14 protein-coding genes are annotated in these 16,084 nt (G+C 55.5%); 6 read left to right on the top strand and 8 right to left on the bottom strand.

Going from position 1 to position 16,084, the window contains the following annotated elements; all coding sequences use genetic code 11:
- Positions 1–17: 17 nt before the first annotated feature.
- Positions 18–911 (top strand): DMT family transporter, encoded by an 894-nt coding sequence (locus EYQ49_06520; GenBank protein ID HIG25525.1) that lies wholly within the window; start codon positions 18–20, stop codon positions 909–911.
- Positions 912–935: 24 nt separating this feature from the next.
- On the top strand, positions 936–1,640 hold the full coding sequence (locus EYQ49_06515) for a hypothetical protein (GenBank protein HIG25524.1): 705 nt from the start codon (positions 936–938) through the stop codon (positions 1,638–1,640).
- On the opposite strand, the gene EYQ49_06510 is transcribed toward EYQ49_06515, so the two are convergent.
- Entirely contained in the window at positions 1,633–2,535 is a 903-nt protein-coding gene (locus tag EYQ49_06510; GenBank protein ID HIG25523.1) for a cation diffusion facilitator family transporter, read from the bottom strand. The genes EYQ49_06515 and EYQ49_06510 overlap by 8 nt on opposite strands.
- Positions 2,536–2,620: 85 nt before the next feature.
- On the opposite strand from EYQ49_06510, the gene map reads away from it, so the two are divergent.
- Positions 2,621–3,553 carry a type I methionyl aminopeptidase gene (gene map, locus EYQ49_06505; protein ID HIG25522.1) on the top strand — a complete coding sequence of 311 codons (933 nt, stop codon included), beginning with the start codon at positions 2,621–2,623 and terminating at the stop codon, positions 3,551–3,553.
- Here map and EYQ49_06500 read toward each other — a convergent pair.
- Positions 3,550–5,124: a DUF3048 domain-containing protein gene (locus EYQ49_06500; protein HIG25521.1), complete on the bottom strand. Its 1,575-nt coding sequence runs from the start codon at positions 5,122–5,124 to the stop codon at positions 3,550–3,552. The genes map and EYQ49_06500 overlap by 4 nt on opposite strands.
- Positions 5,125–5,241: 117 nt before the next feature.
- Here EYQ49_06500 and EYQ49_06495 point away from each other — a divergent pair, with 117 nt between their 5' ends.
- Both EYQ49_06495 and EYQ49_06490 read left to right on the top strand, forming a co-directional pair.
- Positions 5,242–6,033: a ParA family protein gene (locus EYQ49_06495; GenBank protein ID HIG25520.1), complete on the top strand. Its 792-nt coding sequence runs from the start codon at positions 5,242–5,244 to the stop codon at positions 6,031–6,033.
- Positions 6,030–6,320 (top strand): hypothetical protein, encoded by a 291-nt coding sequence (locus tag EYQ49_06490; GenBank protein HIG25519.1) that lies wholly within the window; start codon positions 6,030–6,032, stop codon positions 6,318–6,320. Before EYQ49_06495 ends, EYQ49_06490 begins: the two co-directional genes overlap by 4 nt.
- Position 6,321: 1 nt before the next feature.
- On the opposite strand, the gene EYQ49_06485 is transcribed toward EYQ49_06490, so the two are convergent.
- The 5 genes from EYQ49_06485 to EYQ49_06465 form a co-directional block, all read right to left on the bottom strand.
- Positions 6,322–7,143, bottom strand: coding sequence for a PD-(D/E)XK nuclease family protein (locus EYQ49_06485; GenBank protein ID HIG25518.1), 822 nt, complete (start codon positions 7,141–7,143; stop codon positions 6,322–6,324).
- Positions 7,143–9,203 (bottom strand): DNA topoisomerase IV subunit B, encoded by a 2,061-nt coding sequence (locus EYQ49_06480; GenBank protein ID HIG25517.1) that lies wholly within the window; start codon positions 9,201–9,203, stop codon positions 7,143–7,145. The genes EYQ49_06485 and EYQ49_06480 overlap by 1 nt, the downstream gene beginning before the upstream one ends.
- A 2-nt stretch (positions 9,204–9,205) precedes the next feature.
- On the bottom strand, positions 9,206–11,623 hold the full coding sequence (locus EYQ49_06475) for a DNA topoisomerase 4 subunit A (GenBank protein ID HIG25516.1): 2,418 nt from the start codon (positions 11,621–11,623) through the stop codon (positions 9,206–9,208).
- 193 nt (positions 11,624–11,816) lie between these two features.
- Positions 11,817–12,830, bottom strand: a complete 1,014-nt coding sequence (locus EYQ49_06470; protein HIG25515.1) for a ferrochelatase — start codon at positions 12,828–12,830, stop codon at positions 11,817–11,819.
- Between the two features lie 3 nt (positions 12,831–12,833).
- Positions 12,834–13,538, bottom strand: a complete 705-nt coding sequence (locus EYQ49_06465; GenBank protein ID HIG25514.1) for a crotonase/enoyl-CoA hydratase family protein — start codon at positions 13,536–13,538, stop codon at positions 12,834–12,836.
- 56 nt (positions 13,539–13,594) lie between these two features.
- Between EYQ49_06465 and EYQ49_06460 the strand changes: the two genes are divergently transcribed.
- Positions 13,595–14,239 carry a hypothetical protein gene (locus EYQ49_06460; GenBank protein HIG25513.1) on the top strand — a complete coding sequence of 215 codons (645 nt, stop codon included), beginning with the start codon at positions 13,595–13,597 and terminating at the stop codon, positions 14,237–14,239.
- A 9-nt stretch (positions 14,240–14,248) separates the two neighbouring features.
- On the opposite strand, the gene dxs is transcribed toward EYQ49_06460, so the two are convergent.
- Complete coding sequence (gene dxs, locus EYQ49_06455) at positions 14,249–16,081, bottom strand: 1-deoxy-D-xylulose-5-phosphate synthase (protein ID HIG25512.1); 1,833 nt, start codon at positions 16,079–16,081, stop codon at positions 14,249–14,251.
- Positions 16,082–16,084: the final 3 nt, after the last annotated feature.

The following is a 16,084-nucleotide window of genomic DNA, read 5'->3' as shown; positions in this document are numbered from 1 at the left end:
TAGATAGCGTTCGGACAATGGCGAGCGCTCCGGTAAAAGATTCTGCAGAAAATCAACCATTTGCTGGGTTCGACTGGCTGCTCCTTTTAGCCGCCGCGGGCATTTGGGGTTCCTCGTTTTATTTCACCGATATTGCTCTAAGGGCAGAACACCCCGGACTGATTACCTGGCTGCGGGTGCTCTTTGGCTTTTGCACCATCATGGTGTTCCCCGCCTCACGGCGCCCAGTAGAAGCCACAGACCACAAAAAACTGTTGCTCCTCGGCGTAACCTGGATGGCTTTCCCGCTCACTTTGTTTCCGATAGCACAACAATGGATTAACTCGTCGCTGACCGGCATGCTCAACAGCGCGATGCCGGTCATGGCGGTAATGGTCGGGGCCACCGTGTTCAACACCCCCACCCATCGAAAACAATTAACCGGCGTAGCGGTGGGGATTCTTGGCATTCTCATGATCGGCTTACCCGCCGCCTCAGGAGACACCACCACCGCTTTGGGAGTTATTTTAGTGGTGGTAGCTGTTTCGTCTTACGGGGTAGCGGTACACATCGCTGGGCCCCTGCAAAGAAAGTACGGGTCGCTGGCCGTGTTGTCTCGTGCCTTGGCGGTAGCGGTTGTGGCGGTCACTCCCTATGGAATCGTTGGCCTGCTGGATTCAACGTGGGCGGTAGATGCCGTGGTCAGCAACCTTATTTTGGGAGTAGGAGGCACGGGTTTTGCTTTTGTAGCGGCGGCCACCTTGACCGGTCGAGTAGGAGCGGTTCGCATGTCAATCGTCACCTACCTCGTTCCGGTGGTAGCCATAGTCTTGGGTCTTTTTCTGTTAGATGAGACCCTGCAAACCTGGCAACTGGTGGGGTCCGGCACGCTAATAGTTGGCGCTTGGATGACCACACGGCCCGCTGAGTAACGCTCGCTCCGCTAGATTTACCTTATGAGTTCATCAATGGTCCATCGTCACCGCAACGTACAAGGCGGCATTGAACGTGCTGCCGTGTTTGGGGTAAGTGACGGATTGGTCTCCAACGTGGCGCTTATCCTCGGCATCGCCGGAGCCAGCGCAGACCCCTCCATGGTGCGGGTCGCTGGAGTATCGGGGCTACTCGCCGGGGCTATTTCTATGGCCGCCGGAGAATACGTTTCGCTCAAAGCCCAAGCGGAATTAGTAGAACGCGAATTAGCCATCGAACGAGTTTCCTTGGCCGAAAACCCAGAATTTGAGATCGCTGAACTGGCCGCCATCTATCAAGAAAGAGGACTGAGCGCAGAGCACGCCGAAACAGTGGCTCGAGAGTTGATGACCGACCCCGAAGTGGCGTTAGAAATCCACGCTCGAGAAGAACTCGGCGTTGACCCTTCCCAAGTAGGTGACCCCATCGGAGCAGCCCTGACGAGCTTCGCCGCTTTTGTAATCGGAGCGTTTATCCCGCTTGCCCCCTGGATATTTGGCGCAGGGTCTTGGGCCGTTGAAGCCTCCGTGGGCTTGGGAATAGGGGCTTCGGCAGGGGTAGGAGGGCTCTTGGCGTGGCTTACCGAACGCTCCATGTGGCGTACCGTGTTACGCCAAGTTTTGGTAACCAGTGGGGCCTGTGGCGCTACTTACCTGGTCGGCAGTTTGTTAGGCATCGCGGTTAGCTAACTGGCTCAACGTAAATAGGGTGAGCGCTGGGCACCACAAGACGAATGTCTTGCTCAATGCGGTCAATGGTCTCGGCGATGCCTACTCCGTCAAGGGTGGCATCGAAAACAACTTTTGCGCCAACCAAAATATCGTCAGGTCCCAGGTGCTGGGTTCGCAAATGGATCAACTGCTCAACTCCAGTGGTTTCGGTGATGGCTTTCGTTATGGCTTGCTGGTCGGGGTCAGAAACCGCTTCGCCAATAAGCAGGCTTTGCATTTCACGAGCTAGCACAGTGGCAATAGCAAATAGCAACAAACCAATGATCAGGGTGCCGGCGCCGTCCCAACGAGGCTGGCCGGTTATTTCGCTTAAAACCACCGCACTTAAGGCAATAAGTAACCCCAGCAGCGCACCGACATCTTCAAGCAGCACCACCGGGAGTTCTGGTTTTTTGGCTTGGATCACGTACCTCCACCACGTTTGGTCTCCCCGTTCATGGTTGGCTTCCTTCACCGCAGTGCGTAAAGAAAAGCTCTCTAACAACAAACCCAGTAACAAAATACCGATAGCCCACTGCACGTTTTCCAGGGCATGAGGATTACGAAGTTTCGCTACCCCCTCGTAAATAGCGAAAGCAGCTCCGGCGGTAAACAACACCACGGCCACCACAAACGACCAAAAGTATCTTTCTCGACCATAACCAAAAGGGTGGGCTTGTGTAGCAGGGCGAGCGGCCCGGCGCGCCCCAAACAGCAACAATGCCTGATTGGTGGAGTCCGCTACCGAGTGCACACTTTCGGCCAAGAGCGAAGATGAACGAGTAATCAGAAAGCCCACAAACTTGGCTACAGAAATCCCCAAGTTGGCCAGAAGCGCTGCCATGATGGCTCGTTTGCTACCAGAGGTAGACATAATAAAAAATCCTGCGTTAGGGAGATGACTAAATGCAGCGTAGTGCCCGGGCTGTCTTGTGGGGTGCGTCGGGTAGCCTCTCCAAATGGTTAAACGTAAACGTCGGCGCACCCCGCTCGCTCCTGTTTCTGAACCACCAGTGCGACCAGGGCTTTTAAGCCCCATGCGTACCGTTCCGGCAGAGATAGGCAGACCCCCCTACGCCGCTACCGGCGACCCCGGCCCGTCAACTTCGTCAAACGTGCGCACCGAAGAAGAAATTGAACGCATGCGCCTCGCTGGCCAAGCGGCCGCTGAAGTGCTGCTTGAAGTCTGCCCGCAGATAGTGCCCGGCATGACCACCGACCGTATAGACGAATTAGTTCATCAAGCCACCGTAGCCCGAGGGGGCTACCCCAGCCCACTGAACTATCGTGGCTACCCCAAATCAGTGTGCACCTCAGTAAACGAAGTGGTTTGCCACGGAATCCCCGACAGTCGCCCGTTAGCCGATGGCGACATCATAAATGTTGACGTCACCATCTATCTCAACGGGGTACATGGCGACACCTCGGTCACTCTTTTAGTGGGCGAGGTTGATGACGCTTCGCGGGCACTTGTTTTGCAAACCCGGACCGCTCTCGCTGAGGGCATCGCCGCCGCCGGACCAGGTGTTCCGGTGAACGCCATCGGTCGAGCCATTGAGCGTTTTGCCTTACGGAACGGGCTTGGGGTAGTGCAAGAATTTATCGGCCACGGCATCGGCACCGAGTTTCACTCCGGGCTGCAGGTCAAACATTATTACGCCCCATACCCGGACACTATTTTGGTGCCCGGAATGACCTTCACCATCGAACCCATGCTTACTTTGGGCGACCCCGCTTGCGCCATGTGGGACGATGACTGGACAGCGGTCACCCGTGACGGTCGCCGTACAGCACAGTTTGAACACACGCTGCTGGTCACCGAAGAAGGTATCGAAATACTCACCGCAGCCGCCGACGGAACAGTGCCCGCTGACGCTTTAGTGGCCGGTTAATTCCACGAAGCGGTTCCTGCCTCGGCTAGCGAAACCCAGGTACGGCCGGGAGACATGCGAATAGTTTCGCCATCAAGATGGTAAATGGCCGGAAGTTCTGGGTCGGTGCGGTCCCATTCGCCGACGATCATGTGCCCGTCGGTAAACACCCAAGCCACTCCGGTACCGGTGGTTATGGCTTCGGGTGATGTCGCTGCAGCAGGGCTGGTGCCGTAGCGCACAAACTGCACGATGACGTTGGCGGGAGCCACCCTTACCCCAGCAGCATCAACATGAGCCGACCCGTTTTGACGACGAGCCCAGCCGGAACCGGTCCACGAATAGTCCACGCTGGTCCATCCGTAGTCAACGGCGATTTCTGAAGCCGGGACGGCCGAGGGAGGTAACGCTTCGGCTTCGCCCCGGAAATCGAAAGGGGGCGGCGGCATTTCGGTGCGCTCGGGGCGCAAGTTCCAGAGCCGTGATGTTGAGGCATAAAGATTATGCGGGGCTCGCCGGGTTTCTGAACGCCAGTAAGCGCTCGATGAATTGTAGTAGTTGACTGATTCGACGTCGGAGGCCATAACGATGTCTAAGGTGATGTTGTTGGCCCCTGAATAAGCGAACAAGGGCCGGTCGAACCCTTCAAGCAAAATGGGGTCCGAGGTGCGTGCTGAACGAATTGGCCCTACTGTGCCGGGGCTTTGGGTTTGAAAAATAGCAATAAGACGGGTCAATCCAGACTCTACGACTTCTTCGTACACCACGTCGGCTTGGTTGATGCCGCTTTGCGGCCAGGCCGCAAAAACGTTGTCAATTTTTATAGCCAAAGCCGGCCGATCCATGTCTTGACCCAAAACAGCGGTCCATCGCATGGTGACTAAAAGTTCTTCCAAGCGGATTATTTCTGATTGGGCAGCAGCAATCGACGCTTCAACGATGGCAATGTTGGCCTGAGCGGTAGCTATTTCTTGGTCAACTCCAGGGATAATTGACCATGCCTGATCCGCATCACTTTGGGCGAGGCCCCAACGCACTTGGCTGCGTTCGGTCCTTGAATAGAGTGAATCTACTTGTACCCCTAAAGCCAGAAGTTCGTCGTAGATAGCCAGAAGTTGGTCGTTGGCGTCGTTAATGATCGCTTCGTAAAGCAGGCGAGCACGAATGCCTTGGAGCGCTTCTTCGGTCAGTTCGGTGGACTGGGTTAACACCGCGTTCATGTGCTCGTCGTTACGTACATAAGCGTCGATGGCCATTTCGTGACGTACCAACGTGGGTTGGTCCAAAGCCACAAAACGATTAAGCAGATCGTCGGCTACCAGCTCTAAATAGATCGGGAGCAGGGCGAGTTTTTCATCTTCCAACGTGCGACGTGTTTCGGCTTCGGCTATTTGGTCGGCAATGTTCACCAGCTTGTCTTCAGCAACGGCGATGGCCCCTTGAAGTACCACGATCTCTGCCCGATAGTCAACAATGCTTGTTTCTTCTCGAGCCATGGCTTCAACGTAAGTTTCTGCAGAAGCGGTAGCGCTGGCCAAAACCCCGCCAACCAAAATAAGAGAAACTAAAGAAAATAGAGAAGGTCGACGCACAAGGTTGAGCGTAGATGCCCGGAGGGGGGCAAGCGGGGCACCCCCCCATAAAGAGCAGACAGAAAGCCTTTCTTAACAAGGCCCGGGTTTGGTGTTGCCATGGGTTAAGTTGGGGCTATGACGTCAGTGGCTGTAGTAAATCAAAAAGGTGGAGTGGGTAAAACGACGGTCACCTTGGGTTTGGCCTCGGCCGCCGCCGCTCGAGGCATCGAAACGTTGGTCATCGACCTAGACCCGCAAGGAAACGCCACCACCGGTTTAGGCGTCTTTGAGCCCACGCGAAGCATTGATGCAGTGCTGGCCGAAGAAACACCGGGAGGCATCCATTCATCGGTGGAAACCACGGGATGGCCAGTGACCTGCGGGGCACGACCATTGGTGGCTCCTTCGACTGCTTCGTTAGCGGCTCGAGAACCTCAGTTGGCTACCGACCCTTTAGGGGCTCAAAACCGTTTACAAATCGCACTTTCTGGGGGAAGCGGAGCGTCGTGGCCGTTGGTGCTCATCGACTGCCCGCCTTCGCTTGGCCTATTGACCATCAACGCACTGTTTGCCGCCGACCGGGTGCTTTTGGTAACAGAACCCGGCGCTTGGGCGGTTGATGGCGTTGGCCGCATGCTGCAAACCATCGAACGAATCCAAACCCGTCGACCCAACGCCCAACCGGAGATCGCCGGTATAGCTATAAACCGGCTGGCTCGCACCCGAGACGCCCGGTACTGGCACGAACAACTCGCCGAGGCCTACCCAGAACACTGCTTGCCGCCGGTACATCAGCGTGCCGCAGTGTCCGAAGCCGCCGCACAATCTTTGCCGATCCACGGTTTAGGCAAACGCCCAGGAGCCACCGAGGCCGCGGGCGAATTTGATGTTCTTCTCGACCATGTTCTTTCTGGAGGTTCCTTATGAGTAGTTACAACCCACAATCACGCCGCCCTCGTTCTGGGCCACCCGAGGACAGCCCGGTAGATGATTTGTTGCCTGAGCCAGCAGACCAACCCGAACCGTCTCAAGAAGAGACGACGGCGGTTACTGAAGCGCCACTTGAAACATCCAGCGAGGACGAGGTTTTACCTTTTGAGACCCCACCGGTTGAAATGACCGACGAACGGGCAGATTTGCTTCACCGCATCGGGGTGTTTGCCGCGGTGGTTGCGATTGTCTTGTTGCTCGCCCTTCGCCGCCGGCGCCGCTGAACTAAATTAATTTAAGCGCCGGAGCGTCTTGGCGCATACGGCCCGCAGCTAAACGTCGTTTGATTTCTTTTGCCCCGTCTTCGCATCGGCCGGCATAAGGGCACCACCCGCAAAGTGGCCCCGGCGAGGCAGCAAAAGTATCGGCGGCGCAATCTTTGTTGAGTGAAGACCAAATGGAAGCAAGTTGCCCGGTGCAGTCGGCAAGACGGTCTGCCGTGACCTCCGTTTCGAGCGTTTCTTTCCCTAAGTAAAGAAGTTGCCCCCGAACCGGTCGTTCGCCGGTTTCGGCTTCCACAGCCGCCGCGTAAAGAAGGATCTGTTCTAAAGCATGGTCTCGGTCAGCTACCCGCGGTGGTTTTCCCGACTTGTAATCGGTCACCACCGTGCCATCTTGAGCCTGGTCGAGGCGGTCAATGATGCCCATAAAAGGCACACCAGAGAGTTCGGTGCGCATCTTTTTTTCGGTAGAAAGTACTTCCACCTCGCTGGGGTTTTCTAAATCCCAGAGACCTTCAATGGCTTTCCAGGAACGCCACCGAAAGTCATGTTGTTCTTCATCGGTTAAGAACAGGGCTTGAAAGTCTTTATGACCAGATATTTCTGGCCATACCTGACGGGCCAATTCTTTTGCCCGGGCACTCGTCCTTTGCGGGGCAGGCTCTTCGCAAAGAAGTTCCAATACCCGGTGGGCAAAAGTACCAACCAACGCTGGAACCCCCGGTGGGTCGGGGAGTTTGTCTACGTAGCGAAACTTCCAACGTAGAGGGCACTGCTGGTAGGTGTTAGAAGCCGAAGGAGAAAAAAACTTTGGCAGAGCAGCCATTAAATGTCCAATGCGTCGGGGTCAAGGAGAGAACTGTTAGCGATAAGGAAATCTCGGCGTTGGCCCACATCTGAGCCCATAAGCACATCGAAAAGGTTTGCCGCCTCTTTGGCCTCTTGGCCATCGTCCATAGAAAGTTGACGCAAGATTCGAGTATCGGAGTCAAGAGCACACTCGGCGAGTTCGTCCACGTTCATTTCGCCGAGGCCTTTAAAGCGGTTCCACCTAAGGTTTTCTACTTTACGTTTCCCCTTGCTGAGTTCCAGCGTCAAAGCATCGCGTTCTTCGTCGCTAAAAGCCCGATGAATAGTGTCACCCACTCGGCAAGTAAACAGCGGTGGTTGAGCGGCGAAAACTCGGCCCTCTTCAAGCATGGGGCGCATGTATTTATAGATCAAGGTAAGTAACAAGCAGCGAATATGGCTGCCATCAACATCGGCATCGCACAAAATAATGATGCGACCATAACGAGCATCGTCGATGTTGAAGTCTTTACCAGAACCTGCGCCGACCGCCGTAAACAACGCTTTTGCTTCTGCGTTGTCGAGTACCTGTTTCAAGGTCGCTTTTCCGGCGTTCACTACCTTGCCTCGTAAAGGCAAAATAGCCATAAATGAGGAATCTCGTCCCGCTTTAGCAGGGCCAGCGGCAGAGTCACCTTCTACGATGATTAGTTCGGAGTCCCGCCCATGGTTACGGCAATCCGCAAGTTTGTCGGGCATACCCGCCGAGCCTAAGTTGGCGGCGCGACGCTTGTTTTCCAGCATCTGTTTTGAGCTCACCCGGTTGATGACGGCCATAGCCATTTTGTCTCGCACGGCGTTTATGTGGCTCTTGGGCCCGCCCCCTTCGAACCATTCGGTGAGGCCTTGTTTAACTACGTTGTAAACAATTTTTTCTACCGCTGGGGTGCCGAGTTCTTGTTTGGTTTGACCACGAAACTGCGGTTCAGGAAACAGCACTTTTACCGCAGCCACCAAACCCTCGCCCACGTCGTCTTTGATGGCTCGGTGCTTGTTTTGTTTCGCCAATTTGGCCAACTTGCGAGTGTCTTTTAATAGGACATCGTTCACTGCTCGGGTCAGGGCCCGCTCAAAACCGGCAACGTGGGTTCCCCCTTGGCTGGTGGGGATGGTGTTAACGAAAGTTTGGGTCACCGTGTCGTAAGAACGCACCCACCGCAAAGCCACTTCGATCGTGCATTCTCGGTCTACGTCGGTCATTTTTCCTTCAACCGGTACCCGTTCGGTAAAGGTTTCAATGCCCGAAAGAGTAATTATTTCGCAAACGTTGTCGCCGTTTGAGAGGTGATCAACGAGGTCGGTCAAGCCGCCGCGAGAAACAAACTCAAATGGCTCATTGCTTTGCCCGGTGCGTTTATCAACGACTTTTATCTTTACCCCTGGCACCAAGAAACATGCTTGAGTAACCCGGTTGCATATTTCTTCAAAATCAAGCACAGCATCTTTGTCGAAAATGTCAAAGTCGGGCCAGAATCGAATACGGGTACCGGTTTTGGTTTTGGCAATGCGTTTAATGCGCTCGAGTTGGTGGCCTTTGGTGAACTTTGCCCCAGAAAACTGCCCGGCTTTTCGTTCTTTGAAAGCCAGTTCGTGCGTGTGGCCGTCTCTGTCTACCTGAGCGATCAGTTTGGTAGACAGTGCGTTCACCACCGAAGCCCCTACACCATGCAGGCCACCGGATGCTCCGTAAGCGCCGCCCCCGAACTTTCCCCCAGCGTGGAGTTCGGTGAGCACCACTTCGAGCGCAGAAACCTTTCGCTTAGCGTGAAGGTCAACAGGGATGCCACGGCCGTTGTCGGCGACTTCTACCGAACGATCTCGATGCAAGGTGACCTCAATACGTTTGGCGTAACCGGCGGCGGCTTCGTCTACGGAGTTGTCGATCAACTCCCACACCAGGTGGGTTAACCCGGGGCTTCCGGTGCCGCCGATGTACATGCCGGGGCGTTTACGCACCGCCTCAAGGCCTTCGAGGGTTTCAATAGCATCGGCGTCGTAGCCGATAGTTTTCTTTTTTGCTTTAGGTTTAGTTGCCATGGTCACCACCTCGCCGGGCCAAGAGCCAATATTTGTCGTTCGCTGGTACTTGGGGTGAGCTCTCGGCGCGTCGGTTCAATCATCAAAGGAACCGGGTTGGGGTCGGGTTTGCTGGGGTCTTCATCTTGCGTCATCACACAAAGCAAGCCGAAGGGTTGCCCTAAATAAGCGGTGGTTATTTGGGCCGAGTCGATGAGTTTGCCAACCCGAACGCCCACCCCGTTGCGTCCCTTGGTATCGAACTCAGTTACCGAAGTTGCTTTAATAAGCCCGTCGTCGCTGATGGTAAAGAGCACGTCGTCGCCCAAAATGACTCCACCGTAAATTACTTGGGCATCACCCCGCACCTTCATGCCGGCGACACCAGATGCGCCCCGGCCTTGAATGCTGATTTCGTCGCCGGTAGTGCGCAATACCTGTCCATCAGAGGTCACAAACAAAATGTCTGCTTTTTCCGGAACACAAAAAGCGGCAGCAACCCGGTCGCCGTTTTTAAGGTTAATAAGCGTTTTCCCCGCTTTGGTGTCTCGTACCTCGTCGAGGGCGAGTTGTTTGACCACGCCCTTGGCGGTGACCAACATGAGGTGTTCGCTTCCTTCAGCCACCACGGTATGCAGCGTTTCTCCTCGGTTGGCGCCAAAGATTTGTGCGGCGCTCGCTCCCCGGGCCCGACCGGTTGCGTCGGAAAGTTCAGCGGCTTTTACTTGCAGGGCACGCCCTTCTGAGGTGACAGCAGTAACGGTTGAGGTAGTGCGAGCCAAAATGGCGGCCGTCAAAATATCGTGGCGGCCGGGACTGGCCTGGCGAGCACCATCCACTGAGGTGCGGCCGATCTGCCCTGAGGTAGACAAAGTTACCGCACAAGGCTCGTCAGCTACCTTTTCTACCTCTTCGGTTGCTTCAAAGACCGGCACATCATCAGGGTGGATAATCTCGGTGCGGCGTGGGCGGCCGAAGCGTTTCACTGCCTCTTGGAGTTCGGTAAGCACCAAGGTGCGTTGACGGGTTTCTGACTTAAGTAACTGTTCAAAACCAGAAATATCAGAAGTCAGCTCGTCACGTTCGTCTTCGAGCCGGAGTTTCTCTAAAGCGGTAAGGCGCTTGAGAGGCATATCCAAAATGTGGTCGGTTTGTATGCGGCTCAGGTTGAACCGCTCCATTAAAGAACTGCGGGCTTCAGCAGTATTTTGCGACCCTCGGATGATGGCCACCACCTCGTCGATGGCGTCCAAAGCAATGAGCAAACCCTCCACAATGTGCAGACGATCTAACGCTTTTTGCCGGCGATAAGTGGTGCGACGTACCACCACATCGAGACGGTGGTCAATGTAGTGCTGGCAAAGGGCCAACAAACCTAAGGTTTGCGGCTCGCCGTTAACCAACACCACGTTGTTTACGCCGAAAGATTCTTCCAACGGGGTGGTGCGGTAAAGATCGTTCAACACCGCTTGAGGGTTGTGGCCCGACCGGACGGTGAGTTGCAAACGAAGCCCGGTGCTGCGGTCGGAAAGATTTTTGAAGTCGCTAATGCCCGGAATGTTGCCTTTTTCGTTGAGGTCTTTGAGCTTGGCGACCACTCGTTCGGGGCCCACCATGTAAGGGAGTTCGGTAACCACGATGGCTTGGCGACCTCGACTCAGCGATTCGATATGGGCCTTGGCGCGGATACGCACCGACCCTCGACCGGTTTGGTAGGCGGTGCGAAGATCCTCGTCAATGATGATGCCGCCACTAGGAAAATCTGGCCCAGGAAGTACCGCTAAAAGTTCATCAACGGTGGGTTTGGGGCGACGCTTTTTCATGACGATTTCTATGGCCGCTGCTACTTCAGCCAAATTGTGGGTGGGCATGTTGGTGGCCATACCCACAGCAATGCCGGTGGTTCCGTTAACCAGCAACCCGGGGATAAGGCCCGGCAAACTAATGGGCTCTAAAGATTCGCCGTCATAAGTAGGGCGAAAATCAACGGTGTCTTCATCTATCTCGCCCACCATGGCCATAGCCGCTTCGGTTAGGCGGCATTCGGTATAACGAGGAGCAGCCGGTGGATCGTCAAGCGAACCGAAGTTGCCTTGCGGGTCAATAAACGTGATCCCTCGAGCGAAGTCTTGGCCCAAACGAACTAAAGCATCGTAAATGGCGGCATCACCGTGGGGGTGATAACGCCCCATGGTTTCGCCTACCACCCGGGCGCTTTTGCGGTGCGGGGTGTCGGCCCGTATACCCATGCGCAACATGGCGTAAAGAATGCGGCGCTGTACGGGTTTGAGCCCATCGCGTACATCGGGGATAGCTCGAGCAGTAATGACCGAAAGCGAGTAAGCCAGAAAAGATTCACGCATTTCTTCGCCCACCGTGATGCGCACGATGTCTTTAGCGAAGTTTTGTTCGTCAGGAATTAGTTTTTGTTGCTCGGTCACTTTTGTAATCTCAATGGTTCGTTTGGTGTGTTCTCCATAATGACAGCAACCTGTGACAGTTAGCGGTCATTACGCGGCTTTTGCCGACATTTGACCGTAGTCCACCCCCGACCAAGAAACGGGGACAGCAAAAATAAAAAAATCCGTTACCTGGGGACTGTCCCCATGTAACGGATTTTTAGGTTGGGGGGCGCTAGGGCGGGGGAGGGCAGCAGTGGCTGGGGCACGCTGCGGGGGCCACTCCTAAGTTTCCCAAAGCAGCGGGGGTGGCTCCCGAAGTACAATGTTCCACCAAAAGGTCCACAATCATGGCGGCAAACCGGGGGTCCTGGTCAATGGTGTCGGCTCGGGCAAAACTCATGCCATGGGCTGCTGCTCGCTGAGCCGCTTCTACGTCGAGGTCCCATTCCACCTCAAAGTTCCCCACCGGGAAACCCACCGGCGAAACGGCGACCGCCTGAACCCCGAGGCCAGCCAGCTCGTCAATGCGATCACCCACATCGGGGACCAGCCACGGCACGTGCGGCGAACCGCTACGCGATTGCCACACCACTTCCCAGCGGTGTTGGCCTTGGGGGCTGACCCGTTCGGCAATCAAGCGAGCCGCCTCGTTGATCTCGTCAACATAAGCGCAAGTGTCGGCCGAAGCCAAAGGAAGACTGTGGGCCGAAAACAAGAGGCAAGTCTCGTCTCGAAGATCGGCCGGCAAGGTAAGCAAAGCCTCCCGAAGCCGATCAGCAGCCGGCTCGATGCAACCCGGGTGATCAAAATAAGGGCGCAGGCGTTCCACCGACACCGAGCAACCCTCGGTAGCGGCAGAAATCTGTTCAAGGTATTGGCGACAAGTGGAATACGACCGGTAAGGCGAAGAAAACCAAGCCATCACCCGCTGGTGACCTTGCCGCTCCAGTTCCTCAACAGTTTCTTCAATAAAAGGATGCCAATTACGGTTTCCCCACACCACCGGCACCACCAAGTCACGGCTTCTCAACTCGGTTTGAACAGCAGCCAACAAAGCACGCATGCGGTCATTGCCCGGCGACTTGCCGCCCCGACTCAAATAACGCTGCGCAACCTCGGCCAGCCGATCGGCAGGAACATCACGCCCCGCCGTAACATTTTGTAAAAATGGTTCGACATCTACGGGGCCTTCGGGGCCACCAAAAGCCACTAAAAGCAGCGCATCAGGAAGGTTCGAAACGGTCAAGAGTTAGTTAGTGGTGTCAAAGTTGGCCAAGTCGGCAGCCAGCCCGGCCTTGATCTCACCAGCAATAACTGCCCGGGTGGTTTGACGAGTGGCCACCAAGCCGCCTCGACTAATGCCGGTCAGCCCATGCGCTTGCTCAACAGCGGTAGCCAAAACCTGGTCTGCTGCCACCACTTCATCGAGGTACCCCACGTCAACGGCCTGGTCGGGGGAATACAAGTAACCCAAAGCAGTAGCTCGGGTGTAATGCCGCTTAGACAAACGATCACGAGCCAACTCGGTAGCAAAAAACGGAAGGCTCATGCCGATAGTGACTTCTGGTAAACCGATCTTGAACTTCCCCTGCGCCCCAACCCGCAAGTCGGTGCACATCAACATGATGGCCCCGGCAGCAATGGCATGACCGGTGCAGGCCGAAACTACCGGGCGAGGGAACAAATAAAGACGCATGAATAAATCCACCCCACGAGCCAACATGCCGCGGGCCGCTTCGTTGCCTTCTTTCATTACCGCTAAATCAAAACCGGCGCAGTACTTGCCGGCTTGACCAGACAAGACCACGGCGTCCGCTCCGGCAGCTTCCACCTCGTCAAGCGCTTCGAGTAAAGCAGCAATACCGTCATAGCCCAAAACATTGGCCTTGCCGTCATCCCAATGCAATATGGCGATGTTGTCATCGTTTTCTATGGTTACTAAATTTTTACTCATGGTAAGAACCTAGCCTCTAAACACACTCAACAAATAAGTCAGCAGTAAGATGCCTCATGAGCGAAACGGCAACCGAACAAATTGTGCACCACCCCGACAGTGCAGTGATCGGAGTCAGCGCAGAAGCCCTGGCCATGGTTATTGAAGTGCGGGCCAACGAAGACCACGCCGACACCCTTGGTTTGCGTATCTCCATCACTGGCACCGCAGGCGTTGATTACGCCTACGACTTAGCATTTGTTGGCCCCGATGAGTTTGCCGACGACGACCGCCAGTGGGAAATCGAAGGGTTGACCATGCTGGTCCCCGAAGAAAGCGCCGACCGTTTAACCGGAGCGACCCTCGACATGCCAGCCAACGCTTCCCAAGGCGGACTGGTTATCCGCAACCCCAACCGACCCAACCCATTAGGGGACATCACCGACCTGGAACTCACCGGTGAAATACCAGAACGCATTGAACAACTACTCGAACAACGCATCAACCCGGCGTTGGCCTCTCACGGCGGGTTCGCCACCTTGGTTGGAATAAAAGAAAGCACCGCCTACGTGACCATGGGCGGCGGGTGCCAAGGCTGCTCCATGAGCCAAGCCACCCTCACCGAAGGTATTCAAAAAGCCATCGTTGAAGCAATCCCTGAAATCACCGAAGTAGTTGACAGCACCGACCACAGTTCAGGCGATAACCCTTTTTATAGTTGATTCTGCGCCCTATCGGCGAGCCAGGATCGTATCGGCCACGCCTTGCGGATCTAAACCAAACGAAGCCAACAAAGCGTCGGCGTCGTTATGGGGGTGATGGTCTACCGGTACACCGAGCACCACCACGGGGGGAGCGTCAAGATTTTCGGCCAACGCATCACGTACCAGCGTGCCGAAGCCGCCTTGGCGAAAACCGTCTTCAACGGTAACCACCAGTGGGTGACTGGCAGCATTTTCTAACATGGCCGGGTCTAACGGCGAAATTAAACGAGGGTCCCAGACGGTGGTAGTGACCCCAGATTGGGCCAACAACTCGGCGGCTTGGGTAGCGACGGCAAACATTTTGCCGGCCCCCAGCAAACACACATCAGCCGGGCCGTCAGCGGGGCCGCTGGCCAAACGAGCCGAAAGTCCTTGACCGATTTCTTCTTCACCGACATGCGGGGCAGCCGTTTTGGCCCAACGAATGGCCGACGGGCCACCGGTTATCTCTAAAGCATCGTGAAGCATTTGTTGAAGTTCCTGGTACGACGAGGGGGCAAAAACAGTCATCCCGGGCACTTTGGTAAGCAACACCATGTCTAAAACCCCGTGATGAGAGGGCCCATCGTCGCCGGTAATGCCGGCCCGATCAAGGCAAAAAACCACCGGGAGTTTGTGCAAAGCCACATCCAAGTTGATTTGGTCAATGGCTCGAGTCAAGAACGTGGCGTACAAAGCCACCACCGGGTGTAAACCGCCCAAGGCCATCCCCGCAGCGGCGGTAACGGCATGTTGTTCGGCAATGCCAACATCGAAACAGCGATCGGTGAAACGTTCTTTAAAAGAAAGTAACCCGGTGGAGTCCGGCATGGCCGCCGTAATAGCCACCAACTCGGGGCGAGATTCCGCTTCTTTAATAAGGGCTTCGGTGAAAGCTTCGGTATAACTGCCTGGTTTGATGCCCGAAGTGTCGTGCATGTGTTTGATGGAGTCTTCTTCAGCAGGCTGATAGCCACGGCCTTTTTGGGTCAACACGTGAACCACCACCGGCCCATCAAATTCGGCGGCGTTCGCTAAAGCATCTTCAATTTCGGCAATATCATGGCCGTCGAAAGGCCCGAGGTAGTGCACGCCGAGGGCTTCAAAAAAGGCGGTGGGTTCTAAAAACTCCCGTATAGCCGCCTTGGTGGCGTTAATACCTCGTTCAACTATTTCACCCACCCAGGGCAGTTGCTCAGCGAGTTCCTCTAAACGGCGCTGGCGCCGCATGTAGGTGGGGTTAGAGCGAATACGGATAAGGCTCTCCGACAACTTGCCCACCGTAGGGGCGTAAGAACGGCCGTTGTCGTTTAAAACAATGGTCACCCCAAGCTCGCTGTGGCCAAGGTTGTTCAACCCTTCGAAGGCCATGCCGCCCGTCATTGAACCATCACCAATCACCGCGACCACCCGACGGTCTTCGCCAGTGGCGGCAAAAGCCGTGGCTAAACCATGGGCGTAAGAAAGCACCGGCGAAGCGTGAGAGTTTTCTATCCAGTCGTGGGGAGATTCTTTTTGCGCCGGGTAGCCAGAAAGGCCGCCGGGTTGCCGCAAAGAGGCAAACTCGTTGGCTCGCCCAGTCAAGAGTTTGTGTACGTAAGTTTGATGCCCCACGTCCCACAAGATGACATCGTGCGGGCTTTCAAAGGTGCGATGTAAAGCCATGGTGAGCTCCACTACCCCCAAGTTGGAGCCCAAATGCCCGCCGGTACGGTCAACAACCGCCACGATTTCTTGACGAATCTCGGCAGCCAGCGCGGTCAACTGGTCAACGGTAAGGCCACGAAGATCTTGAGGCGAATGGATTTCTTTAAGTAACACCGG

It is taken from the genome of Acidimicrobiia bacterium (genome assembly GCA_012959995.1).
In the GTDB taxonomy this organism is placed as follows: Bacteria; Actinomycetota; Acidimicrobiia; order Acidimicrobiales; family MedAcidi-G1; genus MedAcidi-G2B.
The sequence above is the reverse complement of the archived record's forward strand: the minus strand, read 5'-3'. Positions and strand labels throughout refer to the sequence as shown.

Coding starts and splice junctions, on each gene's coding strand:
- EYQ49_06460 (HIG25513.1), top strand. CDS start 13,595: ATGAGCGAAACGGCAACCGAACAAATTGTGCACCACCCCGACAGTGCA.
- EYQ49_06490 (HIG25519.1), top strand. CDS start 6,030: ATGAGTAGTTACAACCCACAATCACGCCGCCCTCGTTCTGGGCCACCC.
- EYQ49_06510 (HIG25523.1), bottom strand. CDS start 2,535: ATGTCTACCTCTGGTAGCAAACGAGCCATCATGGCAGCGCTTCTGGCC.
- EYQ49_06495 (HIG25520.1), top strand. CDS start 5,242: ATGACGTCAGTGGCTGTAGTAAATCAAAAAGGTGGAGTGGGTAAAACG.
- EYQ49_06520 (HIG25525.1), top strand. CDS start 18: ATGGCGAGCGCTCCGGTAAAAGATTCTGCAGAAAATCAACCATTTGCT.
- EYQ49_06485 (HIG25518.1), bottom strand. CDS start 7,143: ATGGCTGCTCTGCCAAAGTTTTTTTCTCCTTCGGCTTCTAACACCTAC.
- map (HIG25522.1), top strand. CDS start 2,621: ATGGTTAAACGTAAACGTCGGCGCACCCCGCTCGCTCCTGTTTCTGAA.
- EYQ49_06480 (HIG25517.1), bottom strand. CDS start 9,203: ATGGCAACTAAACCTAAAGCAAAAAAGAAAACTATCGGCTACGACGCC.
- EYQ49_06465 (HIG25514.1), bottom strand. CDS start 13,538: ATGAGTAAAAATTTAGTAACCATAGAAAACGATGACAACATCGCCATA.
- EYQ49_06515 (HIG25524.1), top strand. CDS start 936: ATGAGTTCATCAATGGTCCATCGTCACCGCAACGTACAAGGCGGCATT.